The sequence below is a fragment of the Ruegeria sp. CDSA077 genome (genome assembly GCF_059612265.1).
This window is the reverse complement of sequence record NZ_JBXWQG010000005.1, coordinates 26,136-53,091: the sequence shown is the minus strand read 5'-3', so window position 1 is coordinate 53,091 and position 26,956 is coordinate 26,136. Positions and strand designations below refer to the sequence as shown.

The following is a 26,956-nucleotide window of genomic DNA, read 5'->3' as shown; positions in this document are numbered from 1 at the left end:
CCATCTTCGGCGGGCAAACCCGCCTGAGTGTGTAGAGACAGGACATAGTCCTCCTTTGCTGCGCGCCATGATATCCCGGCGCCGGGGTACTAATAAGGTAGCAAGGAGATTGCAACATTTCAATGAACACAGACCAAAGGGTCGCAACGATTGCTTAGTCGGTGGCAAGCTGTTGCGCATCGGTGTCGTCATTCAGCACGCGCACCTCTCGCTGCGGGAACGGGATCGAGATGCCTTCAGACTTGAATGCGTCCCACAGCGCCAGATAGACATTGCCCCGTATATTGGTCAGCCCCTTGGTTGGATCGCTGATCCAGAATCGCAGCACGTAATCCACGCTGCTGTCGCCGAACCCCGTAATGTGGCAGACCGCGTCATGTCCGCTGCCACTGAGCACACGGTCGACGGATTTCACCGCACGAATGGCGGTTGCGCGCACTTGGTGGGGATCGTCCGCGTAGCTTGTGCCGAATGTCAGGTCCAGCCGCACGAAGCGGTCGGAATGCGACCAGTTCACCACCTGATTGGTGATCAGATCCTCGTTCGGGATCAGGTATTCCCGCCCATCCCGCGTGACGACCGAGACATAGCGCGCGCCCAGCGCGTTGATCCAGCCGAACGTGTCGCCCAGCGAAATCACATCGCCCGGTTTAATCGACCGATCCATCAGGATGATGATGCCCGAGATCAGATTCGACACCACTTTCTGCAAACCAAAGCCGATGCCGACACCAATTGCCCCCGACAACAGCGCAATACCCGTCAAATCAAAGCCCAGCGTCCGAATGGCGGCCATGAAGACGGCGCCATAGATGACGACCTGTAATCCCTTGGCCAACAAGACCTGCATTGACGGCGAGATATCGTCATTGCGTTTGAGGCCACGTTCAGCAGCACCGGTGCCAAGACGGGCCAGCGTCAACAACACGCCAATCAGCAAAAGCGCCTTGAGAATACCCAACGCCGAGAGGTGCAGATCCCCGATCGAGATCGCCACCCCATCCAGAAACCCAGCGACGTCATCGGTCAAGTTTAGCGCAATCAGCGTCGCATAAGCCCACATTGCCCATTTGAAAATTCGCCGCAACGTCCGGTTTCGGACCAGACGGGCCACTAGCGCAATCGCCAGCCAGGCGGTCGCCAATGTTGCCACCACCCCGATGATATAGCTGCGCGATGGCCAGGTGATCTGCTGCATCACCAGATACAGCATCCAGGACAGCGTGACGAAATAGACAAGCGTCAGACGTTGCATCAGCTGGATCAGCGTACGCAACCGCCATTTGGGCCAACCAGAACGGGCACGGGCCCAGGCCTCCCATCGGCCCTGCGTAACCAGCTTCAACACATAGGCCAGCGCCCAGAGACCCAGGATGATGACCAGCTGATGTTGGCGCCAGCCCGGTGTAATGACCAGATCGACCAGTCTATCGAATTGCAGGGAAAAGGCCTCGATCATGGTCTGATACAGATCAGACAGCGAACTGGGTATCAGGTCTGGGTTCATGCACGTCTCCTGCTTGCCAGCTTGGACAGCGTTGGCGCATGATGCAAGCCCGTCGCCGGATTGCGCCTTGATTGACGGACTGACGCGATATATCTGATGCGCATGAGACTCAATCTGACCCCAGCACCTACGTTGCAAGACCGCACGCGACTGCGTGAACGGTTCTTTGGGGCCGCCCGCACGGTTCTGGCCCGCCTATAAGCGGCGTCCAGCCACTCGCCAGCTAAATCTCAATACATACGGGAGAGGACCGATGTCCCCCAAAACACTCTATGACAAGATCTGGGATGCCCATGTCGCGCACGAAGCCGATGATGGCACATGCCTGCTGTATATCGACCGCCATCTGGTTCACGAAGTGACCAGTCCGCAGGCCTTTGAAGGGCTGCGCATGGCCGGCCGCCCGGTGCGCGCACCGGAAAAGACCATCGCGGTACCGGATCACAACGTGCCCACCACGCCGGATCGCGTGAACGGCATCGAAAACCCCGAATCGCGCATTCAGGTCGAGGCACTGGACAAGAACGCCAAGGATTTCGGCATTCACTATTACCCGGTGAATGACGTTCGCCAGGGCATCGTGCATATCGTCGGACCCGAACAGGGTTGGACCCTGCCCGGCATGACTGTTGTTTGCGGCGACAGCCACACCGCAACGCACGGTGCCTTTGGCGCGCTGGCCCATGGCATCGGCACGTCCGAGGTTGAACACGTTCTGGCCACGCAGACCCTGATCCAGAAGAAATCGAAGAACATGAAGGTGGAAATCACCGGCACACTGCAGCCGGGCGTGACCGCCAAGGATATCACTCTGGCCGTGATCGGCGAGACCGGCACTGCTGGTGGCACCGGCTATGTCATCGAATATTGCGGCGAAGCCATCCGCAATCTGTCGATGGAAGGCCGCATGACCGTCTGCAACATGGCCATCGAAGGCGGCGCCCGCGCCGGCCTGATCGCCCCGGATGAGACCACGTTCGAATATGTCAAAGGCCGCCCACACGCACCGAAAGGGGCCCAGTGGGAAGCGGCGATGGACTGGTGGAAAACGCTGTTCACCGACGAAGACGCGCATTTCGACAAGGTCATCACCCTGCGCGGCGAAGACATCGCGCCGGTCGTCACCTGGGGCACCAGCCCCGAGGACGTGCTGCCGATCACTGCATCCGTGCCTCACCCCGAGGATTTCGAAGGCGGCAAAGTCGATGCGGCCCGCCGGTCGATCGAATATATGGGTCTGGAAGCCGGTCAGAAGCTCAGCGACGTTGAAATCGACACCGTCTTTATCGGGTCCTGCACCAACGGCCGCATCGAGGACCTGCGCGCCGCTGCCGAGATTCTGAAGGGCAAAAAGATCAAGGACGGGATGCGGGCGATGGTTGTGCCCGGTTCAGGCCTTGTCCGCGCGCAGGCCGAGGAAGAAGGTCTGGCCGAGATCTTCAAAGAGGCCGGGTTCGAATGGCGTCTGGCGGGATGTTCCATGTGCCTTGCGATGAACCCCGATCAGTTGCAACCGGGCGAGCGCTGCGCCGCGACCTCGAACCGCAACTTCGAAGGCCGTCAGGGCCGCGGCGGGCGCACCCACCTGCTAAGCCCCGCAATGGCTGCCGCAGCGGCAATCACAGGACGGCTGACAGACGTCCGCGAGTTGATGTAAGCTGCCCTCATAACTGGATATTTGAGGGATTTAAGACATGAGTGACTGGATCAAATGGCTCCTGATGGGGCTTCTGTCCATAGTGTTCGGCCTTTTTGTGCTGGGCGCGCCTGCAGTGGCGTCGATTGCCGTAACGGTGGTGACCGGCGTACTGCTGCTGATTTCAGGGGCATTGCAGGTGGTCGGCGGGTTCACCGTCGAGGGCACCGGCAACAAGATCCTGTCGCTTATTATGGGTGCGGTGATGCTGTTTCTGGGCTGGTCCTTCCTGGATCACCCGCTGCAGGGCACCGTGACGCTGGCGACGGTCTGCCTGATCCTGTTTATGGCAGGCGGTATCGCGCGGGTCATTTTGTCGTTCCAGATGAAAGGTACGCAGTATTTCTGGGCGACACTGATCTCGGGCGTGATGTCGATTGTTCTGGCGATGCTCATCTGGCGGTTCGCAGCAACCGATCCCGTCGTGCTGTTGCAACTGCTCGGCATCCTGTTGGGGATCGAAATGGTGTTCAACGGTCTGGGGCTGGTCTTCATGGCGCTCTTCATCAAAGACGCACCCAAAGGCGAAACAACTGAAGCGAAACAAGCTTAAACGCGGGGCATGGGCGCGGCCCTCCCCCGCAGGAGTGTAGACATGGAAAAGTTTGACAAAGTCCACGGGGTGGCCGCCCCGATGCCATTGATCAATATCGACACCGATATGATCATTCCGAAAGTGCACCTGAAAACGATCAAACGATCCGGCCTTGGCGTCGTACTGTTTGACGAGATGCGCTATCACGATCACGGCGGTGAGAATGAAGAGTTCATTCTGAACAAACCCGCCTATCGGCAAACCGAGATTCTGGTGGCCGGCGACAATTTCGGCTGCGGCTCATCGCGCGAACACGCGCCCTGGGCGATCAAGGATTTCGGCATCAAGGTTGTGATCTCGACCAGCTTTGCCGACATCTTCTTCAACAACTGCTTCAAGAACGGCATCCTGCCCATCGTGGTCGAGGAAGAACATCATGCGGTTCTGATGGAAGACGCGCATAGAGGCGAAAACGCCCGCATGACCGTGCATCTGGAAGATCAGCAGATCACCACATCCGATGGTGTCGTGATCGAATTCGAGGTGGATTCTCATCGTAAGCACTGCCTGCTGAACGGTCTGGACGATATTGGCCTGACGATGGAAAAAGACCATCACATCGAGAAGTTCGAGGATCATGCGGGCCAGGCACGCCCCTGGGTGTGATTCTGGGAACGAATCTGTTGATACTCAACTTTATGGGGACGCCACGGCGTCCCCATTCGCCTTCTTGGGGTTCTGAACGGCGAAACCACTACATATAGGTCTCGACTTGAAACACACGTCGGATTTGCGTCAAAAATGATGCAATCCCGCACCAGTTGCGCCATCATTTTGCCCAAAATTGAGTGTTTTCTGCCACCTGGCTTGAGCGAAATGTCGCTTATCGCCAATGTCGGCGGGTACAGGCACCCACCATGGCAAAACATTGGTGAGAGATGACATCTGCTGCAACGGTAACGTGGCAGGCACAAGTTGGAATGAAGTCGGCAAAGAATCGGCTAATCCAGTTTGAAAGGGTTCGGATAGTGATTGCGCGCACAACAGGGGCGGCAATTCGGGGAATATTGGTTGCACTTTTAGTGCTGACACCCGCGTTGTACTTGCCCGTATCATCAACGAATGGGACCGAGATTGTCGTCTTTCTCGCCATTCTCGCGTTTTTCCTGACCTTCGCCGAATATAATTCGGCCTTCCCAAGCTTTATTGAATTTCGCGACGCACCACCGGTGAACCGCCTGCGCTTTGTTGGGCTGGTTTCGATGGTCGCTTTCCTGACGCTGATCTGCAAAAACGCCTATTCGCCGACAGAATTGACCTCAGGTTTTTATGTGATCGGGTTGGGCGTCGCCAATGTGGTCGATTTCCCCTATTCACCCGTGCGTCTGATCGTGTTGATGCTGCCTGTCAACGCAAGCGCGCCGCTGATCGAACTTGTTCGTATCGCTGCCAGTGTGGCCTATGTCGCAGCTATGGTCACAATCGCCAGTTTCTACTACGCGGTGAAAATACGTGGTTGGCCCACCGGAAACGGAGCCTTCAACGTCTGGACCAATCTGCCGCTGTTCGATCCGACCAAGGGTGGCGATGTCGTGACCCGTCTGCAGCGTGATGGACGGTTGAACATCTCGATCGGCGTCCTGCTGCCGTTTGTAATCCCGGCTCTGATCAAGATCCTGACCGATTATGTGAGCCCGATCTCGCTGAACAGCCCCCAGACGCTGATCTGGACGTTGAGCGCTTGGGCCTTTCTGCCTGCTAGCATGATCATGCGGGGAATGGCGACACTGCGCATTGCAAACCTGATTGTCGAAAAACGCCGCGCCTATTCTACGACTGAAACAACACAGACCGCATGATTCGTGTTTTTCTGCTGCTTTTGCTGCCATTCGCGGCACAGGCAGAGACGATACGCATAGCCACCTTCAACACCGAACTCAGCCGTAAAGGACCGGGCATTCTGCTGCGCGATATCCGGCGCGAGGATGCGCAGGTTCGTGCTGTGATGCGGGTGTTGTTGGAAACCCAACCCGATATCGTTGCCTTGCAGGGCATCGACTGGGATCTCAATGGCGAAACGCTGACCGCATTCGGTGAGGCGCTGCGCGACGAGGGGCTGGACTATCCCTATCGCTTTACCGCCAAGCCTAATTCAGGAATGGAAACCAGTCTGGATCTGGACGGGGACGGGCAGGCCAATGGACCAAGAGATTCCCAAGGCTATGGCGAGTTCACCGGTCAGGGCGGGCTGGCCATTCTGTCCCGGTTTCCCATAGGCCATGACGACATGCAGGATTTCTCGGGAGTATTGTGGCGCGACCTGCCGGGGGCTGATCTGCCGACGGTCGATGGCACGCCATTTCCCTCTGAAGCCGCCCAGCGCATTCAGCGACTGTCCTCGGTGGCACATTGGATCGTACCAATCGAGTCCCCGATCGGCCACCTGAACCTGATGACATTTCACGCGACCCCGCCCGTTTTCGACGGACCCGAGGACCGGAACGGGTTGCGCAATCGTGACGAAATTCGCTTGTGGAACGCTGTGCTGGACGGTGCTCTAGGCCCTGCCCCACTCGGGCCTTTCGTGATTGCTGGGGATGCAAATCTGGATCCCACGCGCGGGGAAGGCCGGAAAGAGGCTATCCAGGGCTTGCTGGCAGACCCGCGGTTGCAGGATGCAAGGCCTGCCACCCCCTCGGGGGCATTGGCCACGGTTGAGTGGAAAGCCGTCGGAGAAATGCGGGTAGATTACGTTCTGCCCTCGGCAGATCTACGCGTTGTGGATGCGGGCATCTTTTGGCCCGACACGGGCGCAGACCTGCGCGCAATCGCCGAACAGGCCAGCCGGCACCGGCTTGTCTGGGTGGACCTGGGACATCGCTAACGCTGGTCAGGCCCGGGCAGTTCTGACCAAGGTCGCGTTCTGCTTGGCTGTTTTCGGGATCGCAGAAGCCATCGCCGTGTCCAAGTCGGTCGTCTGAAATCCAGGGATAAGGTCGCCAAAGAATGCGCCGTCCAAACTATGCGGCAGATCCCATAGATAGCGCATCTCAACCAGATGTGGCGCCAACTTCCAGAAGGGCCGCAGTGCCTGAATCGGCCACCATTTCATTGGGCTGACAGCTATTTCGGCACCGGTTACCCGCGACAAAGATTGCGCAATATCCCGGCCGGTCAGGGTAAACCCGGCATAAGGAACCTCGCAGAAACGGGGAAGGTCCTGGCGGATATCAGCCAACGCAACGGCCGCTCGGGTCAGGTCGGGCAGATAGGCCCAGGCGTGTGGGATATCCGGGCGACCGGGATAAACCATCTTGCCGCGTGCCAAAGGCTTGATCATAACCTGATCGAACCAGTTCCCCGAGGCGCAAGTGTCAATAAAATCACCTGCCCTGAGAAGAATCGTTCTTACCGAGGATTTTCGATAGGCTTCTTCCATCTCAACCCGGATCCTGCCCAGGGGATTTTGCGCCGCATGCGGTGTTGCACCCGACCATGGCCCCGGCGTTTGCGCGCCAAAAACATAGACATTGCCGGGAAGGATCACAGTTGCACCGTGATCCGCTGCCGCATTGATCACGTCACGATGCAGTTCGGGGACTTGTCGCGCCCAGTCCGGATAGGCCGGATTCCAGGCATTGACGACAACATCCACCCCTTCGACAGATCGCTTCAGGTCCTGCGTCTTGCGATCAAAGCAGTGTACGGTCCAGCCCGCCTCGCGAAAAGCTATTGCGGCATTGCGTCCAAACCGACCCGTCGCACCCAGAATAAGGACTGTTCCCGTCATATAAGCCTCCTCTTGTCCATCTAATATGAGCCATTCAGTTCAATTCAGGAATTGCCGCCAAACGCAGAACGTGTATTCATTTTTGAATGGACAAATCTATCACCCACTCTGACTGGTCTCTGATCCAAAGCTTTCTGGCCGTAGCGGAAACCGGATCTTTGTCTGCCGCTGCCCGGCAGTTGAACCGCAGCCAGCCCACCCTGGGTCGCCAGATCCACGCACTTGAGGATGAGCTTGGCGTCTCGCTGTTTGACAGGCATGCGCGGGGCTTGAAGCTAAGTGAAGTCGGAGCGCAGCTTTTCCCGATGGCGCAACAGATGCACGTAGCCATGAACGCGTTCAGCCTGACGGCCGCAGGCCAGTCTCAGGAATTGGAAGGGTCGGTGCGCATCACCGCGTCGGTCTTTGCCTCTCATCACCTGCTGCCGCCGATTCTGGCCCAAATACGGGCAGCAGAACCCGCGATACAACTGGAACTGGTCGCCACCGATGCCACCGAGAACCTGCTCTACCGCGAGGCCGATATCGCAGTGCGGATGTTTCGGCCGGAACAGATGGACATCATCACGAAACATCTGGGGGAAATCAGACTGTGCTTTTGCGCAAGCCGGTCCTATCTGGATCGTGCCGGCCGCCCCAATTCTCCCGACGATCTGTTGAGCCATGACCTTGTCGGGTTTGATGCGAACGAGCAGATCATTATCGGCATGCGCGAAATGGGCTGGCCGGTGAACCGGGACAGCTTTGCCACACGCTGCGACTTTCAGACTGCCTATTGGGAACTGGTCCGCGCGGGCTGCGGTATCGGTTTTAGCGCCGTGAGAGTTGCCGAGGCCGACCCAGAGGTAGAGGTTTTGGACATAAACGTCGAAATCCCTGCGCTGCCGGTTTGGCTTGCCGCACCGCAGGCGATGCGGCAAACGACACGAATCCGACGAGTCTGGGATATGTTGGCCGAAGGGATAAAGGCCGATCTCTGACTGATTCACACTATCCGTGACGTAGCAAGGGCACGGAAACCCGATTTCCCGTGCAGAACCTGCGTTTAGGCCGGTTCGTCTCATTGACCCGATGCGGCGCAGGCGCTAGGGCCTTTGCTGTCAAACGCAAGGAGATCCTTCATGTCCAACCCCTCGCTCCTCATCCTGCCCGGAGACGGAATTGGCCCCGAAGTCATGGCCGAAGTGCGCCGTATCATCGACTGGTTCGGTGCCAAGCGCGGCCTGGAATTCGACGTGAGCGAGGATCTGGTCGGCGGTGCCGCCTATGACGCCCATGGCAAACCGCTGTCGGACGAAACCATGGCCAAGGCGCAGGAGGCGGACGCAGTTCTGCTGGGTGCTGTTGGTGGACCCAAATACGACGATCTGGATTTCAGTCTCAAGCCCGAGCGCGGCTTGCTGCGGCTGCGCAAAGAGATGGACCTGTATTCGAACCTGCGCCCGGCACAATGCTTTGACGCGCTGGCGGATTTCTCGTCGCTGAAGAAAGACATCGTTGCCGGTCTGGATATCATGATCGTGCGCGAGCTGACCTCGGGCGTCTATTTCGGTGAGCCGCGCGGCATCTTCGAGGAAGGCAATGAACGCGTCGGCATCAACACCCAGCGCTATACCGAATCCGAGATCGAACGCGCCGCACGCTCGGCCTTTGAACTGGCGATGCGCCGGAACAAGAAACTGTGCTCGATGGAAAAGGCCAATGTCATGGAATCCGGCATTCTATGGCGCGAAGTCGTAAACCGGGTCGCTCAGGACTATCCCGAGGTCGAGCTGAGCCACATGTATGCCGACAATGGCGCGATGCAGCTGGTGCGTGCGCCCAAACAGTTTGATGTGATCGTCACCGACAACCTGTTTGGCGACATCTTGTCCGACTGTGCCGCGATGCTGACCGGTTCACTGGGTATGCTGCCGTCCGCCTCCCTGGGCTCACCAATGGCCAATGGCCGCCCCAAGGCGATGTACGAGCCGGTCCACGGTTCCGCTCCCGATATCGCCGGTCAAGGCAAGGCCAACCCCATCGCCTGTATCCTGAGCTTTGCCATGGCACTGCGCTACAGCTTCGATAAGGGGGCCGAGGCTGACCGTCTGGAAGCCGCGATCGAAAAAGTCCTGGCCGATGGTGTCCGCACCGGCGACCTGCTGGCCGACGAAGGGGTCACGCCGGTTTCCACCACGGAAATGGGCGACGCGATTCTGGCGGCGTTGGACGACAGCCTCTGATCAGAGGTCACACCCGAAAATAGAGGCGGCGCCAGATGCGCCGCCCAACTATAGCCGATGGCGTGGATCACTGGCACGTAGTCTGCTCGGGCTCTTGCCGCGGACGTCGCTAGTCTGTTTTGAGCCCAAAGTCACGAATGCTGCAACATGCATGAATGCCGGCTTTTGGTCACGCAGTAGCCAAACACAAGAATTGGTTTTCAGATCGTTTGGTCTATTGTGATCTATTATGCTCTGTCCCTGCTTCATCTACCCAAAAGGAAAGGGGGTTTGCCTTCACACCATCCAACATCCTCAATACTTCTGCCTTCCATCCCGCTTTGGTCTGTAGTGCCAATTGGGACGGTGGTCGGTGGTTTGGTTCGAGGATGGCATACTCATATCTGAGCGGTTTCGTGAAGGGTAAGAAAACCACTTTGCCATTCGAGAAGTTAAGTTCACGCTCAGTCGCAACTGTCAGCGGATCTACGATGCTGCAACACTGTCCTGAACTCACAAAGGGGATTAATGGCAGAAAGTACTGGCAAGTTACCGTTGGGTTGTATTCAGCGGCAACATTTTCAAACTCCTGCCGGATTTTTCGTTGAAACGGGTGTGAAGGATGCAGGCCGCCCATTGGCGTTCTATCCAGGTCTGATAAGGCCAAGCTCTGGCGCGATGATAGCGGATGATCGCGATCAAGGGCACAGAAGCAATCTGCCTGGATAAGCTCGGCGGAGTATTGGGGTTCTTTACCGGTTGAATGCTCGAAGTCAGCAAAGCCGAAGTCGATGTTTTGTGATCCCGCAAGCTCCATAATCTGAGGTGAGCTGCGAGTGGAAAGTGTTATGCGAATTTCGGGGTTTTCGCCAACTGACTGGCTTATGAAACGCGGGAACAAAAAGGCAGATGGACCAGGCATCGTTGCAATATTCAAGCTTCCGGCATGCCCTTTGATGAGACCTTCCATGGTGTTGGAGATCGACGCGAGGCGGTCAAGAATGCCTGTCGTTTCTGCCAAAAGATAATGCGCTTCGGGAACCGGCACCAAACGCCGTCCTTTACGTTCGAACAGCATCAGGCCCAGAGATTTTTCAAGGTTTTTCAACGCAAGACTGATTGCAGGCTGCGTCCGATTCAGTTTCTTGGCTGTTTGAGAGATGGAGCCGGTCTCCATCACCTCACGAAATACAGTTAGCTGGGTCAGGTTCATATATTTAAGTATAAGTAAAAATTTAGTTTAGTGAAATATAACAAATTTGTATTTATGCAATTTGTCTCTACGCTTGCAGGATCGAAGTTTGGGAAAACCGAAACCGAAATTCCAACAAGGGAGATGACAATGAAAATTGTAAAATGCTTGACTGGTCTAGCATTGGCGGGCGCGCTGGCCGCACCTGCGCTGGCGCAGGATCCGACCTTTTTCCGTATCGGCACCGGTGGTGCTGGCGGCACCTACTTCCCCATCGGTGGCACCATCGCCAATGGTATCTCAGCACCTCCGGGCTCTCGCCCGTGTGAAGAAGGTGGCCAGTGCGGTGTTCCGGGGCTGATCGCAATTGCGCAATCCACCACTGCATCGGTCTTCAACAACGCTGCCGTTGAAAACGGTGAGCTTGAGGCGGGTCTTGCTGCAGCTGACGTCACGCGTTCGATGTATATGGGCGAAGGCAAATTCGAAGGCAAACCGCATCCGAAACTGCGCATCGTGGCCAACCTGTTCCCCGAAGACCTGCACCTTGTTCTGCCGGCCGACTCGACGATCAACGATCTGAGTGATTTGGAAGGCAAGCGCGTTGGTATCGCGCAAGCTGGTTCTGGCACGCAGGTTGCCGTTTTGCAGATGCTGGATGCTTGGGGCGTTAACCGTGACAACATGGATGAGGCCGAGCTGAACAATAGTCAGAGCGCCGAACGTCTGGCCGATGGTCAGCTTGATGCCTATTTCTATGCCGCAGGCTGGCCGGTTGCAGCGATGGTGCAGCTGTCTTCGACCAAAGGTATGAATCTGCACTCGTTCAGCGATGAGGATCTGGCCAAAATCAATGAGATCATTCCGGCTTATATCCCTTCGGCCATCCCTGGCGGTGTCTATGAAGGTATTGACGCTGATACGAAGACCCCCGCAGTAAGCGCGATGCTGGTTGTATCCTCGGACCTGTCCGATGATCTGGTCTATCAGATGACCAAAGCTCTGTGGAATGACAATACTCGCAAGCTGCTGGATAACGGCCATGCCAAGGGCAAGCAGATCACACCGGACACGGCGTTGGACGGCGTGGAGGCGCTGGGTGTTCCGCTGCATCCGGGTGCCGAGAAGTTCTACAAAGAAGCCGGGCTTCTTCAGTAATTCTGTCTCACGAAACTTAAATGTCCGGTGCTCAGATCTGAGCACCGGGTACTCAAAATACGCGCAATCAGGGGGCCATCATGTCCGTGACACAAAAGCTTGATGACCACGAGCTGACAGCCGAGGAACTGGCTGCAATCGAAGAACAATTCGACGAAGGCGCCGCCGTCCGGCAGGTAACTCCGACAACCGGAATTGTTCTGCGCGTCGTCGCCCTGATCTTTGCATTCTACGAATTTTTCACAGCCGGGTTTGGCCTGCCTGCCGATCACTGGCACATGGGCATTTATCTGGCCCTGTTGTTCATTCTGGTCTACGCGACAATCCCGATTATCGGGGCCAAAAGCCTGTATGCGCTTAAAGTAAGCCGGTTTCGCATAGGCAACATCCCACTATACGACTTGGTCTTCATGGTGCTGGGGATCATCGCAGCGCTGTATGTTGGCGTCGCCTGGCGCGGCATTCCTTTTCTGGGTATCGAGGAACAGACGTTCCGCATGGGTAACCCCAATAGCTATGACGTGATCTTGGGCGTTATCATTATCCTGCTTGTGCTGGACATCGCGCGCCGCACCTTGGGTTGGGTGCTGCCCCTGATCATCTGTGTGTTTATCTCATATGCCCTGCTGGGGCCGTATTTCCCCGGATTGCTGCAACATCCCGGCGTGAACTTCAAAACCTTCGTGTCGTCGATGTATTTCCCGCAGGAAGGCATCTATGGCGTCACCCTTTGGGTTGTTTCGACCATCGTGTTTCATTTTGTGCTGTTTGGCGTGATCGCGCAGCGTACGGGGCTGGGGCAGCTGTTCATCGACAATGCAACTATTTTAGCGGGCCGTTATACCGGCGGTCCGGCAAAAGTGTCGGTGGTATCCTCGGCCTTCTTCGGCACGATCTCAGGTTCTTCGGTGGCCAACACCGTATCAACCGGCGCGCTGACAATTCCCAACATGAAGCGTCTAGGATACCCCGGCCACTTTGCGGGCGGTGTCGAGGCCGCATCTTCGGCTGGGGGACAGATCACGCCGCCAATCATGGGGGCAGCCGCCTTCATCATGGCCGAATTCCTCGAGGTTCCATATACCACGATCGTGATTGCAGCGATCTTTCCGGCCCTTCTGCACTATGTTGGCGTCTTTGCCGTGGTGCACCTGATGGCGCGCAAGCTGAACTTGAAAGGTCTGACCAAAGAGCAGCTACCTCAGTTCAAGGCGGTTTGGGCCGAAGGCTGGGCCAATATAGTGCCGCTGATCGGATTGTTGGTGGTCTTGTTCACTGGATATACGCCCTTCATGTCGGCCTTTTGTGGAATCTCGCTTGCCGTGATCGCTGGCATGTCGCGACTGAAGCACCCACCGACACTGATTTACGCAGCAGCGTTTCTGGCCTTTGTGTTGTGGAAATTCTCAGATGGTGGCTTTGACCTGACCATGACGGCAATCCTGTGCGGTTTGACAGTAGTCGCGACGCTGAACCCGCAGAAACGCATCGAAGTGCCCGCGATGCTGCAAGCGGTCGAGTTGGGCGTTAAATACTCGCTGGCCGTTGGCGCGGCGGCCGCAGCCGTGGGAATCGTGGTTGGAGTTATCAACACAACTGGTATCGGGTTTCGCATCGGTTTCATGGTGACGCAAGGCGCGGGAAATCTGGCGTCGGATCTGTACAATATGATTTCGCTTGGCAGTTTCCAGTTTTTTGCCATGGAAGATCTTCAATTGTTCATCTCGCTGGTTTTCATTGCCATCGTTTGCATTCTGATGGGCGCGGGCATCCCTACAACGGCGCTCTACATCATGTTGGTATCCGTCGCGCAGCCCGCACTGGCGCAGTTGGGCGTACCACCCATCGCCAGTCACCTGTTCGTGCTTTACTACGGTGTTGTGTCAGAGATTACGCCACCGGTCTGTACCTCAGCCTACGCTGCTGCGGCGATTGCCAATTCAAACCCGTTCCGAACAGGATTGTCTGCCTTTACCCTTGGCTTAGGGAAGGTTGTCGCGCCCATGGCCTTTGTCTATGCGCCGGTGCTGCTATTCGTGTCGTCAACCGGGTTTAACCTGTGGGAATTCACCTATACCGCGACCAGTTGCATCGCCGGGGTCATTGCCCTGTCGGCGGCTGTGGTTGGGTATTGGTTGAGCCCGCTGAATATCGCATCGCGCATTCTGTTGGCCATCGCTGGGATTATCTTTGTCGCGCCCAGCCTGACTGCTGATCTGATCGCGCTGGCCGTGGCGTCACCTGTCATCGTCACCCAACTGATCGCCCGCAACCGCAGTCACTCTCCGGCGTGAAACCATGACTGAACAAGTGACCATCATCGGCGCAGGGATCGTCGGCATTTGTTGCGCTTTGTCGCTACAAGAGCGCAACATTCCGGTTCGGCTGATTGACCGCGGTCAACCAGGGCAGGAAACCTCTTTCGGGAATGCAGGTGTAGTGTCGCCGTGGTCAATCATTCCGCAAGCGATGCCGGGCATATGGAAATCACTTCCCCAGATGCTACTGGATCCTAAAAGCGCGCTTTCGGTCAGAACCAGTTTCTGGCCAAAAATGATCCCCTGGGGGCTGCGGTTTTTGGGAAATTCCGGCGAAAGGTCAGTGCGCGAAATCTCGGACGCGATGGAGCTTTTGTGCCGCCCTTCTATCGACCTGTATCGTCGTCATCTTCAAGGCACCGGGCACCAAAACCTGATCACTGACAGCTACTATATTCACGCATTTCGCCATCGGAAGCAGGCTGATCTGAATGGGCTTGGATATCTGATCCGCCAGGAAAAAGGAGGCGATCTGGAGCTTGTCGATGGTGCTGAATTGCATCGCCTGGAACCTGCACTGTCAGAAGAATTCAAAGCCGCGATCGTGATCAAAGGTCAGGCACGCGTAACCTCACCAGGACGTCTGGGGGCAGTTCTGGCAGAAAAAGCACGCATGCAAGGGGCCGAGATCGTACAAACCGAAGTCTCCAAGTTGATCCAGACCCAAGATGGAAGTTGGCAGATTACAACATCACAGGATACGCTGCACGCCCCCAGGCTCATACTTGCGGCTGGGGTGTGGTCCGCCGACCTGCTGAAACCGTTTGGGCTGCCAGTGCCCCTTGTTGCCGAGCGCGGCTACCACGTTGAATTCCCGAACCGTTCAGTCCAATTGAACAACTCGGTCATGGATGTGGACGCAAAGGTCGTCGCAAGCTCGATGCTGGGCGGCCTGAGAGTCGCCGGCACGGCCGAATTTGGCAGCGTCGATGCGCCCGCTGATCCGCGCAAGAAAGAAATCCTGACCGAACAGGCAAAGGCGATGTTGCCAGACCTCGAAACAAGCGAGGCACGATTCTGGATGGGTCGACGGCCATCATTTCCGGACAGTTTGCCTGCAATCGGGCCGATCAACGGCTCAGACGGGCTGTATGCCGCGTTCGGACATTCACATTACGGGCTGATGATGGCCCCGAAAACCGGTGAGCTTGTGGCGGATCTTGTGTCCGGTCGCAGCCCGAACGTCGATATGGCCCCGTTTTCGTTGGCCAGGTTTTGAACACTCAAGTCAGAAAGGTCTAATAACAATGCCAATTTACCAAGGCGGTCAGAATATATGCGGCGCGTCGATCGGTGTTCTGTGCCTTGAAAGTTATTTTCCAAAACCGCCGGGCCATATCAAGAACCCATCCAGCCTGCCATTTCCGGTCCTGTATGAGATGATCGATGGCGTGACGGTCCCAACCTTGCTGAACAACCCTACGCCCGAATTACTGACCCCCTTCATTGAAGGAGCCAAGCGGCTTGAGGCTGAGGGCGTTCGTGCCATCACCGGCAGCTGTGGCTTCCTGGCCCTGTTTCAAAAGGAATTGGCAGCGGCGGTTTCCGTTCCTGTTTTTGCATCCAGCCTGATCCAGGTGCCGCTGGCTTATCACATGACCGGGGCCAGCGCCCCAGTGGGCGTGCTGACTGCGGATGCATCGGCACTGACGCCCCAGCATTTTGAAGGTGTCGGTGCAGCCGGTGTTCCTGTGGCAGTGAAGGGCTTGGAAGGTACATCAGAATTCGCCGAGGTGATCTTGCGGAACGCACGAACGAGGATGGATACTGATCTGATCGAAGCCGAGGTCTTGGATGCCGCTCGCAGTCTTATGCTTGAAGCTCCGGATATTCGGTCATTGGTATTGGAGTGTACAGATCTGCCGCCATATGCCACGCGCCTTCAGGAAGAACTGCGGCTTCCCATTTTTGACCTTACGACACTGGCGCATATGGCGCATTCTGTAGCCGCTCGGATACCTTACTCTGGAATGATGCCGTGGCAGCGCTGACCGCGCCGTGCCGTAGGTGGGTTGGAATTGAAGTAGACCTCAGCTGGTCAATCAAGGTACCTGTGGCCCTGCAACAATCCCCCGATCCATAGGAGTTTGAGTGCCCGTTGAACTGTACATCCTGATGACCGCTATTTGCGTTGGCGCTATGCTGCAAGTCGGGGTTGGCATCGGATTTAGCATCATTGCGGGGCCACCCATGATGATTATGCTTGGCACGCCGACGGCGGTTCCCATTTTGCTTCTGCTAAACACCGTTGTGTCAGCGGTGGCAACGGACCGGCATGTTCTGAAAAACAATCGGCGGATAATCGTCACTGCGGTCATTGGATGCTGCGTTGGAGTGGCTGCTGGCCGCATTGTTTATCCCCTTTTGAGCGAGGCGTTTGTTCTCGCCCTGACGGCCTGCCTGTTGTTAATCGGCTTGATTACAACCTTGCTCCCCTTGCGTGGCTCAATTGGAAACGTCGGGTTTTCAGCTGTTACCGGATTGTCCGGACTTGCAACTGTATGGGCGGCAACCCCGGGTCCACTTATGGTGTTCGGTTTGATTGCAAAGGGTCGGTCCGCCAAAGAGGTGGCAAAGCTGGTTCAACCAATAGCGCTGGTGGCATATGGCATCGCATTTTTGTTGCACAATCTGTCCGGGGCACAATCAATCTCGTATGGGTCGTCAGTATGGGGGTTCCTCGCCATAACCTTGATCGGAAGTTTACTTGGCCGTGCGACAGGTTCCTACTTGCCACAGGCGGTCGTCATAGCAGCGATCCGCGTGGTTTCACTGATCGCTTGCTGTGTTCTGTTCTATCGCGCCTATATGACGGCTTAATCTCAAAGGTCACACGATGATACGAAACGAAAATCTGCACAGATTTCCACGTGCCCAACTCATGTCTGGCCCAACACCTTTGGAGCACCTGGACAACCTATCGGCCGAGCTGGATATCGATCTCTGGCTGAAACGTGATGATCTGACCGGGCTTAGTTTTGGCGGTAACAAAACACGGCAGCTTGAATTTTATCTTGGAGATGCGCAGCAAAAAGGTGCTGATACCATTCTGATCACGGGCGCCGTTCAATCCAATTTTGTGCGATCTGCAGCCGCCGCAGCGGCCAAACTGGGTATGCAATCGGTGCTTCAGTTGGAAGAGCGTGTGCCGGACATGGGATCAGAGTATTATGCGTCCGGAAATGTACTCCTGGCACAAATCCTGGGTGCCGAGCAAATGAGTTACCCCGAGGGCGAAGACGAATCCGGAGCGGACGCGGCATTGCATGCACGCGCCGACGAATTGAAAGCCCAAGGTTGCACACCTTACGTTATTCACCTTGGCCTGCATCATCCGCCCCTAGGAGCCCTGGGTTATGTCGTCGCTGGGCAGGAATTGTACCGGCAGATGCCAGATTTCGATGCGGTCGTTGTCCCGTCAGGCAGCGGCGCAACACATGGCGGTTTGGTAACCGGATTGGCGCTGGAAGAAAGCATTGCCTCGGTGTTTGGGATTTGCGTGCGCCGGGATCGCGAAAAGCAAAAGGCTCGAATGAAAACCGTTCTCCAGAATCTTGCGGACTTGCTGGAAATCGACGCAGGTTTTCTACAGGATAGGATTGATGTTTGGGATGAAGCCTTGCCGCCAGGCTATGGCAAAGTGAATGCCAAAACACGCGCTGCTTTGGAGAAAATGGCCCGAACCGAAGGGGTTTTTCTAGACCCGGTCTATTCTGCCAAAACATTCGCCGGTTTGCTGGACCTGATCGAACGTGGAAAGATAAAACCAGGTGAGAAAGTCGTTTTGCTGCACACGGGCGGGTTGCCCGCACTTTTCGGGTATCAAAAAGAGCTAGTAGGCAACCCGGCTTGAGGTGTCCAAAGCACAAATCCGGATCAGGACCCTGCTTGGCTGTACTTTTAGTACCCAAACGATTTTTTTTTAGCCCGTTCCGGCTCGATTTGCGAATACGCAAGGTCAGCTTTGGTTCGCGAGTGGCAACTGAGTTCTTCGCTGGGAACGGCAGGATTGTTGCGCGATCTGTGAATTCGCATGACGAACGATCTTGCGAGCGCAGCGAGAGGCCGAAGCCGCATTGCGGCGGCGGCACTTACGATGAATGTCTCCTTCGGGCCGTGCGCGACGGTCAGGTTTTCGTCTGAAAAAGGTGAAGTTGTACTGCCTGTCGATGACCGTAACGAGCCCAAATTGTCGAATGCTGCGGAGCAGTGTTAATGTCTGCAAACGATGCTCTGGAAGCCGAAATGACCAAACACCCCAGTCAAATGAACGATGAAAGACCCACCATTCTCTGTGCTGCAGGCTTTGGTGACAATGCGAGCATGTATGACGATTTGGCTGACACCCACCTCGCCAACAGCTATCGTTTGCTACCCATCAATCTTCCGGGGTTTGGCGCTCAGCCTCTGGCAAAGGCAACAACTCTTGAAGCACTTGCACAAACCGTCGCCGACAAAGCGATCAAGCACGGAGCTGAGATCATTGTCGCTCATTCGGTTGCTTCAATCATAGCCTCCCTGGCCGCCAAAAGGGCCGACTGTCCTTTGACAACCATTATTTCTCTAGAGGGTAATATCACCGCCGAAGATGCCTATTTTTCTGGAACTGCCGCGGACTACAATGATCCGGTTGCGTTTCGTGCAGCGTTTCTTGAGCGGCTTGATGAAATGGCGAAAACGGCACCAATCATCCGACGGTATCGTAATGAAGTATTGAAGGCCGATACTCTGGCGCTGTGGCAACTCGGCACCGACGCACGGTATTTTTCAGCAGGCTGCGTGCCCGGCGAGCTTTTGCAAAGCGCGGCAAATGTGATTTATCTCTACAATCCTGACAACTGTCCGGACAGCACCGTCCGGTGGCTGGAAGAAAACAAGATGGATCGGATTATTCTCGAAAACGCCACTCACTGGGCGAGCGTTGATCAGCCCGAAAGGCTTGCAGAAATGATTGCTGAGGCACTCCACCGATAGGCGAACGCAGCCGTTCACAATTGGATAGATGAAAGTTGGCTTTGTATTGGATTTCCGCAAGAAACGGGTCGCGGTGTCGCGGTCACGTAAGCTAATCCGTTAGGTAATAGTTAGTGACGGATTCAGAAGACATGACAAACCAACCCATGCCAGCAATGGATTTAACAGCCGGCGTCATGCTGCTTTTGCTCGCCGCGGTTTGGGGCGGGTCGTTCTTTTTTGGTGAGGTAGCCCTGTCAGAGGTGCCACCACTTACAATTACATTGCACAGGGTTTTTTGGGCGGTTCCTATTCTTGCGCTAATCGTCATATTCAAAGGACTGAGTGTTCCACGCACCCCTCGGGTATGGGGCGCCTATCTCGTAATGGGGGCGCTCAATAACGCCATTCCGTTCTCGCTGATCTTCTGGGGGCAAACGCAAATCGACAGCGGGCTGGCTTCAATCCTAAATGCTACGACAGCAATGTTTGCAGCGGTCGTGGCGGGTTTGCTTCTTAAGGACGAGCCCTTTACTCCGAAGAAGATAGCAGGTGCTGCACTGGGTATTTTGGGTGTGGCCTTCATTATGGGGCCAAGCGCATTGACCGAGTTCAATCCGAGCAATCTGGCACAGCTGGCTATTCTTGGGGCGACGCTCTCCTATGCATTTGCCGGTGTATGGGGCAGGACTGCTCTTTCGGGTCAACCACCGCTGGTGAATGCGCTTGGTATGCTGATCGGCAGCACAGTGCTTATGATCCCGATTGTTCTCGTGATGGATGGCCCCCCAAACTTGGCTCTGTCTTCTGGCGTATGGGCTGCGCTTCTTGGGATGGCCGCACTATCAACAGCACTGGCCTATGTTCTCTATTTCGCAATCCTTGCGCGCGCAGGTGCTGCCAACCTTCTTTTGGTAACCTTACTGATTCCACCGTTCGCTATCGGCCTTGGCGTTTCATTCCTGGGTGAAAAGATGGAGCCAGAGGCTTGGGTCGGGTTCGCCATCATTGCCCTTGGCTTTGCTGTAACCGACGGCCGGCTTTTTTCCCGCTTTGTCAGGCGCAAGTCCCAACAAGCAGAATGAGGCGCTTTCTGGAATACTATTGACCACCACATTAAGGAGTGACGATCCTCGTCGTCACCAACTGACCCGGCCAAGCGTCGGGTCTATTTTTGAGTAGCGGACATTCAGCAGGGGCAACCGAATGGCCGGAAAGTCCCGCATATCGGAAGTTGCCATGTTGGCAGCGGCAGAGCAGTTCAGACGTGGAATTCACCTTGATACGGATGCAAATCGGGCATTCTGCACCATATGCTGTCATTGGCTGACCCTGCGCGCCGACTTTTCCTTGCCTACATCAGTTGCCAAAGATGTTGTTCAGCAGGTTGTTGATCGCATTTTCGAACCCATTGCCCTGATTGCGGCGCTGACGTCTGGGTTGCTCTTGCCGGACGGGCGGATCGGGGGCCAGCATTGGCAGCGGTGTGGGCGTCATCCCCTCGGTCACGCGCACCATCGTCTCTTTCCAAATCTCGGCTGGCAACCCGCCGCCGGTCACGCCGGACAGGGGGGTGTTGTCGTCATAACCCATCCAGACTCCGGTCACATAATCAGCCGTGAACCCGATGAACCAGGCATCCCGCACCGCCTGCGTGGTGCCGGTCTTACCTGCCACCTGCCAGCCGGGCAGTTTCGCGCGCCCGCCCGTGCCTTCGGACACGACACGTTCCATCATCCAGGTCAGTTGCTTGGCTGCCTTATCGTTGATCACCCGCTCACCGATGCCGGTGCTCGTCGCCATCAGAGGGGCGTCGTCCCCCAGCAGCTTCAGCTCGGTCAACCCATAGGGCTCAACTGCAGAACCGCCGTTCAGGATACCGGCATAGGCCCCCGTCATCTCGATCAACGTGCTTTCTGACGCGCCCAGCGCCAGCGCAGGGCCCTCGGCCAGATTGCTTTCTATGCCGAACTCACTCGCGACGGTACGGACATTTTCCAGACCGGCAACCTCGGCCACTTTCACGGCCGGGATGTTCAACGAGTTCTTGAGAGCATCAGCAAGCGTGACGCGCCCATAATGCTTGTTGGTGTAGTTCTTGGGGCACCATTGCCCCGAACCGGCGATATTGATGCAATAGGGCTCGTCCACCACCGTATCCAGAGGCGAATAGCCCAGTTCCAGCGCGGTGGCATAAACGAAGGGTTTGAAGGATGATCCGGTTTGCCTCAGCGCCTGTGTGGCCCGGTTGAAGGCGCCCGATACGCGGGTCTTGCGCCCGCCGACCATGGCGCGCACGGCCCCATCTGCGGACATCACCACAATCGCGGCCTGCGCCTTGGACCCTTCGCGCACCTTTTCCTTGAAGATATATTGCAATGCCTCTTCTGCGGATTTCTGCAGGCGCTGGTCCAGCGTGGTTCGGATCACCACATCATCGGTGGTGTCGGACCCAAAAAAGCTGGGCAGTTCCGTGATGACCCAATCGGCAAAATACCCACCGGCGCGTGCAGCCGCAGCCTCGGACAGTTGCGCCGGGCTGCTGCGGGCACCGCTGGCCTGAGCAGTGGTCAGATAGCCCTGCGCCTCCATCAGCCCAATCACCAACTGCGCCCTATCCTGCGAGCGTTGCAGGTTATTTGTCGGCGCATACCGCGTCGGCGCCACCAGCAGACCAGCCAGCATCGCCGCCTGCGAGGGGCTGACCTCGGCGGCAGAAATCCCGAAATAGCGCTGGCTTGCGGCCTCGAATCCGCGCGCACCGGACCCGAGGAAGGCACGGTTCAGATAGATGGTCAGGATTTCATCCTTGGAGTATTTGACCTCCATCGCGATCGCATAGACAGCCTCTTTGCCCTTGCGCCACAGGGATCCCTGACGGCAATCAGCCTCATAGGCGGCCTCAGACTCCCATTCGCTGGGCACATAAGGCACGCCCAGACACAACAGCTTGGCCGTCTGCTGGGTGATCGTCGACCCGCCATGGCCAGACAAAGGCCCGCGTCCTTCGCGCAGGTTGATACGCACAGCGCTAGCGACACCCCGAGGACTGACGCCGAAATGGCGGTAGAATCGCTTGTCCTCGGTGGCGACCACTGCGTTTTTCAGATACGGAGAAACCGTGTCCGCGGTGATTACCCCGCCGAACTGATCCCCACGCCAGGCAAAGACTTTGCCATCCCGATCCAACAACGTGACCGACCCGCGCGCGCGCCCGTCTAGCAAAGCATCGACATCAGGCAAAGAGGTATAGACAACCCCGACAGCCAGCGCCAGCAACAGAGCGGCCACAGCGCCCACGCGCCAGCTTACCCCCCAGATCAGGCGCCAGACCCAGCGAAACAACCGGCGAAAAAAGCCACCACCACCGCCGGATTTCCGGCGTGTCTTTCTCCGTGTGCTTTTGCGGGTTGTCGTTTTGCGCGCCGCAGCCTTTTTGCCTGCGGGTTTCGCAGTGCCTTTGGTCGCCGTGGGTTTTCGCCCCTTCGACGCGTATCTTTTGTCCGCCACAAGCGGTGCCTTGCGGCGCCTGGACTCAGTCATGCTCAAACTCTGCCCGGTTATCGTTTTGAGGCACCATACCCTGCTATACCGATGAAGTAGAGGTCTGAATTTCCGGAATACACCCTCTCTAACTCGCCTATAATTTAGTCGATATGCAGAATCTGTGCAAAAATTGTGCACTCACTCACCAATTCCTCCCGAATTTGACCACTGAACCGTTCCTTACACAGCTTCGGCACGCTCTTTTTCTGCAGGTGCAAACACGCCGGACAGACCGGGGAAGCAGAGGGGAACAGCGTGAAACTGATTATTGCAACAATCAAACCGTTCAAGCTCGAGGAGGTGCGCGAGGCACTGACCGACGCGGGCATACGCGGCATGATGGTAACCGAGATCAAGGGCTTCGGCTCGCAATCGGGGCACACGGAAATCTATCGCGGCGCCGAATACGCGGTGAACTTTGTACCCAAGATCAAGCTTGAGATCGTGGTGCCCGCCATGATGGCCGACCAGATCGTAGAAACCATCACCAAATCCGCCAAGACCGGCAAGATCGGCGACGGCAAGATTTTCGTCCTCGACGTTGAGCAGGCCCTGCGCGTGCGGACCGGGGAAACGAACGAAGAGGCGCTTTAAGCGCCCCCACTCAACACTATTCGAGGACTGACAATGAACCTGATGAAATCTCTCATCCCTGCCGCCGCGATAGTCGCGCTGCCGCAGATTGGCCTAGCGCAGGAGGCCGCCACCGGCGAAGCCGCGCTGCACACACAATACATCTTCACAACGCTGCTGTTTCTGATGGCAGGGTTCCTGGTGTTCTTCATGGCCGCCGGCTTTGCCATGCTCGAAGGCGGGCTGGTGCGGTCGAAAAACGTGGCCATGCAGATGATCAAGAACGTGGCGCTGTTTTCCTTTGCCGCGATCATGTACTGGCTGATCGGCTTCAACCTGATGTACCCCGGCGACGGCTGGACCATCGCGGGGTGGGTTGGACCGTTCTTCAAAACCACGGTCCTGGATCCGGTGGGCGTGGGTGCTGACGCCGCGGCATTGGATTATGCTTCGGTTGGTTCGGACTTCTTCTTCCAGCTGGTGTTTGTGGCTGCAACCGCGTCGATCGTATCGGGTGCTGTAGCTGAACGTATCAAACTGTGGCCCTTCCTGGTTTTCGTGATTGTTCTGACCGGCGTCATGTACCCGATCTCAGGCTCGTGGCAGTGGGGCGGCGGCTGGTTGTCCGAGGCTGGTTTCTCGGATTTTGCCGGCTCGACCATCGTGCATTCGGTTGGCGGCTGGGCGGCTCTGGCAGGTGCCCTGATCCTGGGTCCGCGGATTGGCAAGTACAAAGACGGCAAGGTTCATCCGATGCCCGGTTCGAACCTGGCGCTGGCCACTTTGGGGACATTCATCCTGTGGCTGGGGTGGTTCGGCTTCAACGGCGGCTCGCAGCTGGCGATGGGAACCGTGGGTGACGTATCCGACGTGTCGCGGATCTTTGCTAACACCAACATGGCCGCAGCGGCAGGCGCAGTGGCAGCCCTGATCCTGACACAGCTGCTGTACAAAAAGCCTGATCTGACCATGGTGCTGAACGGCGCGCTGGCCGGCCTGGTGTCGATCACTGCGGAACCGCTGGCCCCGACGCTGTTCGGCGCGCTTTGGATCGGTGCCGTAGGCGGTATCATCGTGGTCTTTGCGGTTCCAATGCTGGACAAGTTCAAGATCGACGACGTTGTCGGTGCCATCCCGGTTCACCTGTTCGCCGGGATCTGGGGCACCATCGCCGTGATCTTTTACGGCGAAGCCAGCCTGGGTACGCAGCTTTTGGGTATCCTCGCCTACGGTCTGTTCACCTTTGTCGGCGCTTTGATCCTGTGGTCGATCCTGAAGGCCACCGTCGGCATTCGAGTCAGCGAAGAGGATGAGATCAACGGCCTGGACATGGCGGAACTGGGCATGGAAGCGTACCCAGAGTTCTCAAAGGGCTGATATCCAACCCAATCCAACAAAAAACCCGGGCGGTGTCGCCCGGGTTTCTTTTTTTTCCGCAGATTTAAACTCCGACGTCGATAATCGCTTTGGCCAGAATCGGAACCGTGTTGGCATTCAGCCCGGCAATGTTCAGACGGCTGTCGCCGACCATGTAGATGCCGTGATCAGCGCGCAGTTGTTCCACCAGTTCCGGTGCCGCGCCCAAGCGCGAGAACATGCCGCGATGCTGGGCGACAAAGCCGAACCGGTCGGAGCCGCTGTGGCGTTGCAGCTCATCGGCCAGTTGCTGGCGCAGCCCCAGCATGGACAAGCGGATCTCTTCCAGCTCGGCCTCCCAGTCGGCCCGCAGGACGGGGTCGGTCAGGATCGTGGTGACCACGCGCGCGCCGTGGTCGGGCGGGAATGAATAGTTCTGGCGGTTCAGAAAGGCCAGCGTGCTCTGGTTCAACGCGGTCTGTCCCGCATCTGCGCTGATTGCCATCAATAGGCCCGTGCGTTCACGGTAGACGCCGAAATTCTTGGAACACGACGCCGCGATCAGGCATTCCTTGACCGAAGACGCAACAAGGCGAGTCGCCTGCGCATCCTCTTCCAGACCGTCGCCAAAACCCTGATAGGCAATGTCGATCATCGCCACGAGGCCAAGCTCGTTGATGATGTTCACCACTTCCTGCCACTGCACCAGGTTCAGGTTGGCCCCGGTCGGGTTGTGGCAACAGCCGTGCAACAACACCACGTCGCCCGACTTGGCGGTTTTCAGATCGGCAACCATGCCGTCGAAATCGACGCCACGAGTCTCGCCATCGAAATAGCGGTATGGAACCGCTTCGATCCCCAGGTAATTCAGGATCGACAGATGGTTTGGCCAGGTCGGGTTCGAGACGAACACGCGGGCCGAGGGGTTGGCCATGCGGATCATCTCAAATGCCTGACGGCAAGCACCGGTTCCGCCGGGCGTAGCCACAGCGGCAATGTTGCCACGCGGCACCGATGTGCGCAGGATCAGGTCAATCATCGCATCCGCATAGGCCGGATCACCAGCCAGACCGGTATAGGCCTTGCTTTCCTGCTCTTCCAGAATGCGCTTTTCGGCGGCCTTGACCGCGCGCATCACTGGCGTGATACCTTCGGCATTCTTGTAGACGCCAACACCCAGGTCGATCTTCTGATCGCGCGGGTCTTCGCGGTACATCTGCATCAGCGCTAGAATCTTGTCGGCAGGTTGCGGTTTGAGATGTTCAAACATCAGGTCTCTCCGGTTGCGACGGGCAGGGTCGGGAAGGCACCCCATTCAGCCCAGGAGCCGTCATAAAGCGAGTGGTCTTTCTTGCCCATGCGCTCGAGCGCAAGGCTGAGGATCGCGGCGGTCACACCCGACCCGCATGAGGTAATCGCCGGTTTCGACAGGTCGACGCCAGCGGCCTCGAAAATGGCGCGGCATTCCTCGGGCGATTTCATCGTGTGATTCTTGTTCAGCAAGGTGCCGAAGGGGACGTTTCGTGATCCGGGAATACGACCAGACCGCAGCCCTTCGCGCGGCTCGGGATCGGTACCCGCGAAGCGACCGGCTGCGCGTGCGTCGATGATCTCGTGATCCCCCAGCTTGGCTGCGGCAGATACCTGCGTGACATCACGCACCAGATGGTTCTGAACCCGCACGGTCATGTGGCGGTCGCGGATAACAGGCGGCAGGTCTTCAACCTCTCGCCCCTCGGCAAGCCATTTCGGCAAGCCACCGTCCAGCACGGCAATGTTGTCCTGCCCCATCAGGCGGAACATCCACCAGACCCGCGCGGCCGAGGACAACCCCGAGCCGTCGTAGACCACCACCTGATGGCCATCCCCCACGCCCATCGCCCGCAGGCGCGACATGAATTTCTCGACCGGAGGCACCATATGCGGCAGGTCCGACCGAAGATCGGCAATATCATCAATGTCAAAGAATCGCGCGCCGGGGATATGGGTCGCGTCATATTCCGCTTTGGCGTCGCGTCCGTGTTGCGGCAGATACCATGATCCGTCCAGGACCCGCAGGTCCGGATCCTTGAGATGGGCCGCAAGCCATTCGGTTGAAACGAGGGTTTTGGGATCGTCCTGCATCAAT

24 protein-coding genes are annotated in these 26,956 nt (G+C 57.1%); 18 read left to right on the top strand and 6 right to left on the bottom strand.

Translation table 11 applies throughout. The features are described from left to right. Window positions 1–154: 154 nt before the first annotated feature. A complete protein-coding gene (locus AC2FLE_RS12155; RefSeq protein WP_496697312.1) occupies window positions 155–1,507 on the bottom strand; it encodes a mechanosensitive ion channel family protein in 1,353 nt (450 codons plus the stop codon). A gap of 96 nt (window positions 1,508–1,603) precedes the next feature. Between AC2FLE_RS12155 and AC2FLE_RS12150 the strand changes: the two genes are divergently transcribed. The 6 genes from AC2FLE_RS12150 (at window position 1,604) to AC2FLE_RS12125 (ending at window position 6,622) form a co-directional block, all read left to right on the top strand. Then, on the top strand, window positions 1,604–1,708 hold the full coding sequence (locus tag AC2FLE_RS12150; protein WP_496697311.1) for an isopropylmalate isomerase: 105 nt from the start codon (window positions 1,604–1,606) through the stop codon (window positions 1,706–1,708). Between the two features lie 52 nt (window positions 1,709–1,760). Beyond that, window positions 1,761–3,164: a 3-isopropylmalate dehydratase large subunit gene (gene leuC, locus AC2FLE_RS12145; RefSeq protein ID WP_496697309.1), complete on the top strand. Its 1,404-nt coding sequence runs from the start codon at window positions 1,761–1,763 to the stop codon at window positions 3,162–3,164. 37 nt (window positions 3,165–3,201) lie between these two features. Next, a complete protein-coding gene (locus tag AC2FLE_RS12140; RefSeq protein WP_271950915.1) occupies window positions 3,202–3,756 on the top strand; it encodes an HdeD family acid-resistance protein in 555 nt (184 codons plus the stop codon). Window positions 3,757–3,798: 42 nt separating this feature from the next. Beyond that, the gene (gene leuD, locus AC2FLE_RS12135) at window positions 3,799–4,404 is read left to right on the top strand and encodes a 3-isopropylmalate dehydratase small subunit (RefSeq protein WP_142638386.1); all 606 of its coding nucleotides are present in this window, start codon (window positions 3,799–3,801) and stop codon (window positions 4,402–4,404) included. 362 nt (window positions 4,405–4,766) lie between these two features. After that, window positions 4,767–5,597 carry a hypothetical protein gene (locus AC2FLE_RS12130; protein WP_496692682.1) on the top strand — a complete coding sequence of 277 codons (831 nt, stop codon included), beginning with the start codon at window positions 4,767–4,769 and terminating at the stop codon, window positions 5,595–5,597. After that, on the top strand, window positions 5,594–6,622 hold the full coding sequence (locus AC2FLE_RS12125) for an endonuclease/exonuclease/phosphatase family protein (protein ID WP_496697306.1): 1,029 nt from the start codon (window positions 5,594–5,596) through the stop codon (window positions 6,620–6,622). Before AC2FLE_RS12130 ends, AC2FLE_RS12125 begins: the two co-directional genes overlap by 4 nt. 6 nt (window positions 6,623–6,628) lie before the next feature. Here AC2FLE_RS12125 and AC2FLE_RS12120 read toward each other — a convergent pair whose 3' ends face one another. Continuing rightward, on the bottom strand, window positions 6,629–7,528 hold the full coding sequence (locus tag AC2FLE_RS12120) for a sugar nucleotide-binding protein (protein ID WP_496697304.1): 900 nt from the start codon (window positions 7,526–7,528) through the stop codon (window positions 6,629–6,631). Window positions 7,529–7,614: 86 nt separating this feature from the next. Here AC2FLE_RS12120 and AC2FLE_RS12115 point away from each other — a divergent pair, with 86 nt between their 5' ends. Further along, complete coding sequence (locus AC2FLE_RS12115; RefSeq protein WP_142638394.1) at window positions 7,615–8,508, top strand: LysR family transcriptional regulator; 894 nt, start codon at window positions 7,615–7,617, stop codon at window positions 8,506–8,508. 141 nt (window positions 8,509–8,649) lie between these two features. Next, complete coding sequence (gene leuB, locus AC2FLE_RS12110) at window positions 8,650–9,753, top strand: 3-isopropylmalate dehydrogenase (protein WP_496697302.1); 1,104 nt, start codon at window positions 8,650–8,652, stop codon at window positions 9,751–9,753. A gap of 214 nt (window positions 9,754–9,967) precedes the next feature. Here leuB and AC2FLE_RS12105 read toward each other — a convergent pair whose 3' ends face one another. After that, on the bottom strand, window positions 9,968–10,945 hold the full coding sequence (locus tag AC2FLE_RS12105; protein WP_496697300.1) for a LysR family transcriptional regulator: 978 nt from the start codon (window positions 10,943–10,945) through the stop codon (window positions 9,968–9,970). 129 nt (window positions 10,946–11,074) lie between these two features. Between AC2FLE_RS12105 and AC2FLE_RS12100 the strand changes: the two genes are divergently transcribed. From AC2FLE_RS12100 to AC2FLE_RS12065, 8 genes are all read left to right on the top strand, one after another. After that, window positions 11,075–12,082 (top strand): TAXI family TRAP transporter solute-binding subunit, encoded by a 1,008-nt coding sequence (locus tag AC2FLE_RS12100; RefSeq protein WP_496697298.1) that lies wholly within the window; start codon window positions 11,075–11,077, stop codon window positions 12,080–12,082. Between the two features lie 80 nt (window positions 12,083–12,162). Further along, window positions 12,163–14,376 (top strand): TRAP transporter permease, encoded by a 2,214-nt coding sequence (locus AC2FLE_RS12095; protein ID WP_496697296.1) that lies wholly within the window; start codon window positions 12,163–12,165, stop codon window positions 14,374–14,376. Between the two features lie 4 nt (window positions 14,377–14,380). Then, the gene (locus tag AC2FLE_RS12090; RefSeq protein WP_496697295.1) at window positions 14,381–15,619 is read left to right on the top strand and encodes an NAD(P)/FAD-dependent oxidoreductase; all 1,239 of its coding nucleotides are present in this window, start codon (window positions 14,381–14,383) and stop codon (window positions 15,617–15,619) included. Between the two features lie 28 nt (window positions 15,620–15,647). Continuing rightward, entirely contained in the window at window positions 15,648–16,391 is a 744-nt protein-coding gene (locus AC2FLE_RS12085) for an aspartate/glutamate racemase family protein (RefSeq protein WP_496697294.1), read from the top strand. Between the two features lie 100 nt (window positions 16,392–16,491). Then, window positions 16,492–17,220, top strand: coding sequence for a TSUP family transporter (locus AC2FLE_RS12080; RefSeq protein WP_496697293.1), 729 nt, complete (start codon window positions 16,492–16,494; stop codon window positions 17,218–17,220). A gap of 16 nt (window positions 17,221–17,236) precedes the next feature. Beyond that, entirely contained in the window at window positions 17,237–18,253 is a 1,017-nt protein-coding gene (locus AC2FLE_RS12075) for a D-cysteine desulfhydrase family protein (protein ID WP_496697291.1), read from the top strand. Between the two features lie 362 nt (window positions 18,254–18,615). Beyond that, complete coding sequence (locus AC2FLE_RS12070) at window positions 18,616–19,374, top strand: alpha/beta fold hydrolase (RefSeq protein WP_496697289.1); 759 nt, start codon at window positions 18,616–18,618, stop codon at window positions 19,372–19,374. A 131-nt stretch (window positions 19,375–19,505) separates the two neighbouring features. Further along, a complete protein-coding gene (locus AC2FLE_RS12065) occupies window positions 19,506–20,438 on the top strand; it encodes a DMT family transporter (protein WP_496697287.1) in 933 nt (310 codons plus the stop codon). Window positions 20,439–20,712: 274 nt separating this feature from the next. On the opposite strand, the gene AC2FLE_RS12060 is transcribed toward AC2FLE_RS12065, so the two are convergent. After that, entirely contained in the window at window positions 20,713–22,896 is a 2,184-nt protein-coding gene (locus AC2FLE_RS12060; protein ID WP_496697285.1) for a transglycosylase domain-containing protein, read from the bottom strand. 258 nt (window positions 22,897–23,154) lie between these two features. Between AC2FLE_RS12060 and AC2FLE_RS12055 the strand changes: the two genes are divergently transcribed. Both AC2FLE_RS12055 and AC2FLE_RS12050 read left to right on the top strand, forming a co-directional pair. Then, window positions 23,155–23,493, top strand: a complete 339-nt coding sequence (locus AC2FLE_RS12055; protein WP_496694078.1) for a P-II family nitrogen regulator — start codon at window positions 23,155–23,157, stop codon at window positions 23,491–23,493. A gap of 33 nt (window positions 23,494–23,526) precedes the next feature. Continuing rightward, a complete protein-coding gene (locus AC2FLE_RS12050) occupies window positions 23,527–24,849 on the top strand; it encodes an ammonium transporter (RefSeq protein ID WP_281973849.1) in 1,323 nt (440 codons plus the stop codon). 64 nt (window positions 24,850–24,913) lie between these two features. On the opposite strand, the gene AC2FLE_RS12045 is transcribed toward AC2FLE_RS12050, so the two are convergent. Together AC2FLE_RS12045 and sseA are read right to left on the bottom strand one after the other, a co-directional pair. Beyond that, window positions 24,914–26,098 carry an amino acid aminotransferase gene (locus tag AC2FLE_RS12045; RefSeq protein ID WP_281973850.1) on the bottom strand — a complete coding sequence of 395 codons (1,185 nt, stop codon included), beginning with the start codon at window positions 26,096–26,098 and terminating at the stop codon, window positions 24,914–24,916. Next, a complete protein-coding gene (sseA, locus tag AC2FLE_RS12040) occupies window positions 26,098–26,952 on the bottom strand; it encodes a 3-mercaptopyruvate sulfurtransferase (protein ID WP_142638408.1) in 855 nt (284 codons plus the stop codon). The genes AC2FLE_RS12045 and sseA overlap by 1 nt, the downstream gene beginning before the upstream one ends. Window positions 26,953–26,956 lie beyond the last annotated feature (4 nt).

Bases quoted from the DNA above. Each gene is read 5' to 3' on its own strand.
- AC2FLE_RS12155 (WP_496697312.1), bottom strand. From the start codon at position 1,507: ATGAACCCAGACCTGATACCCAGTTCGCTGTCTGATCTGTATCAGACC.
- AC2FLE_RS12150 (WP_496697311.1), top strand. From the start codon at position 1,604: ATGCGCATGAGACTCAATCTGACCCCAGCACCTACGTTGCAAGACCGC.
- leuC (WP_496697309.1), top strand. From the start codon at position 1,761: ATGTCCCCCAAAACACTCTATGACAAGATCTGGGATGCCCATGTCGCG.
- AC2FLE_RS12140 (WP_271950915.1), top strand. From the start codon at position 3,202: ATGAGTGACTGGATCAAATGGCTCCTGATGGGGCTTCTGTCCATAGTG.
- leuD (WP_142638386.1), top strand. From the start codon at position 3,799: ATGGAAAAGTTTGACAAAGTCCACGGGGTGGCCGCCCCGATGCCATTG.
- AC2FLE_RS12125 (WP_496697306.1), top strand. From the start codon at position 5,594: ATGATTCGTGTTTTTCTGCTGCTTTTGCTGCCATTCGCGGCACAGGCA.
- AC2FLE_RS12120 (WP_496697304.1), bottom strand. From the start codon at position 7,528: ATGACGGGAACAGTCCTTATTCTGGGTGCGACGGGTCGGTTTGGACGC.
- AC2FLE_RS12115 (WP_142638394.1), top strand. From the start codon at position 7,615: ATGGACAAATCTATCACCCACTCTGACTGGTCTCTGATCCAAAGCTTT.
- leuB (WP_496697302.1), top strand. From the start codon at position 8,650: ATGTCCAACCCCTCGCTCCTCATCCTGCCCGGAGACGGAATTGGCCCC.
- AC2FLE_RS12105 (WP_496697300.1), bottom strand. From the start codon at position 10,945: ATGAACCTGACCCAGCTAACTGTATTTCGTGAGGTGATGGAGACCGGC.
- AC2FLE_RS12100 (WP_496697298.1), top strand. From the start codon at position 11,075: ATGAAAATTGTAAAATGCTTGACTGGTCTAGCATTGGCGGGCGCGCTG.
- AC2FLE_RS12095 (WP_496697296.1), top strand. From the start codon at position 12,163: ATGTCCGTGACACAAAAGCTTGATGACCACGAGCTGACAGCCGAGGAA.
- AC2FLE_RS12090 (WP_496697295.1), top strand. From the start codon at position 14,381: ATGACTGAACAAGTGACCATCATCGGCGCAGGGATCGTCGGCATTTGT.
- AC2FLE_RS12085 (WP_496697294.1), top strand. From the start codon at position 15,648: ATGCCAATTTACCAAGGCGGTCAGAATATATGCGGCGCGTCGATCGGT.
- AC2FLE_RS12075 (WP_496697291.1), top strand. From the start codon at position 17,237: ATGATACGAAACGAAAATCTGCACAGATTTCCACGTGCCCAACTCATG.
- AC2FLE_RS12070 (WP_496697289.1), top strand. From the start codon at position 18,616: ATGTCTGCAAACGATGCTCTGGAAGCCGAAATGACCAAACACCCCAGT.
- AC2FLE_RS12065 (WP_496697287.1), top strand. From the start codon at position 19,506: ATGACAAACCAACCCATGCCAGCAATGGATTTAACAGCCGGCGTCATG.
- AC2FLE_RS12060 (WP_496697285.1), bottom strand. From the start codon at position 22,896: ATGACTGAGTCCAGGCGCCGCAAGGCACCGCTTGTGGCGGACAAAAGA.
- AC2FLE_RS12050 (WP_281973849.1), top strand. From the start codon at position 23,527: ATGAACCTGATGAAATCTCTCATCCCTGCCGCCGCGATAGTCGCGCTG.
- AC2FLE_RS12045 (WP_281973850.1), bottom strand. From the start codon at position 26,098: ATGTTTGAACATCTCAAACCGCAACCTGCCGACAAGATTCTAGCGCTG.
- sseA (WP_142638408.1), bottom strand. From the start codon at position 26,952: ATGCAGGACGATCCCAAAACCCTCGTTTCAACCGAATGGCTTGCGGCC.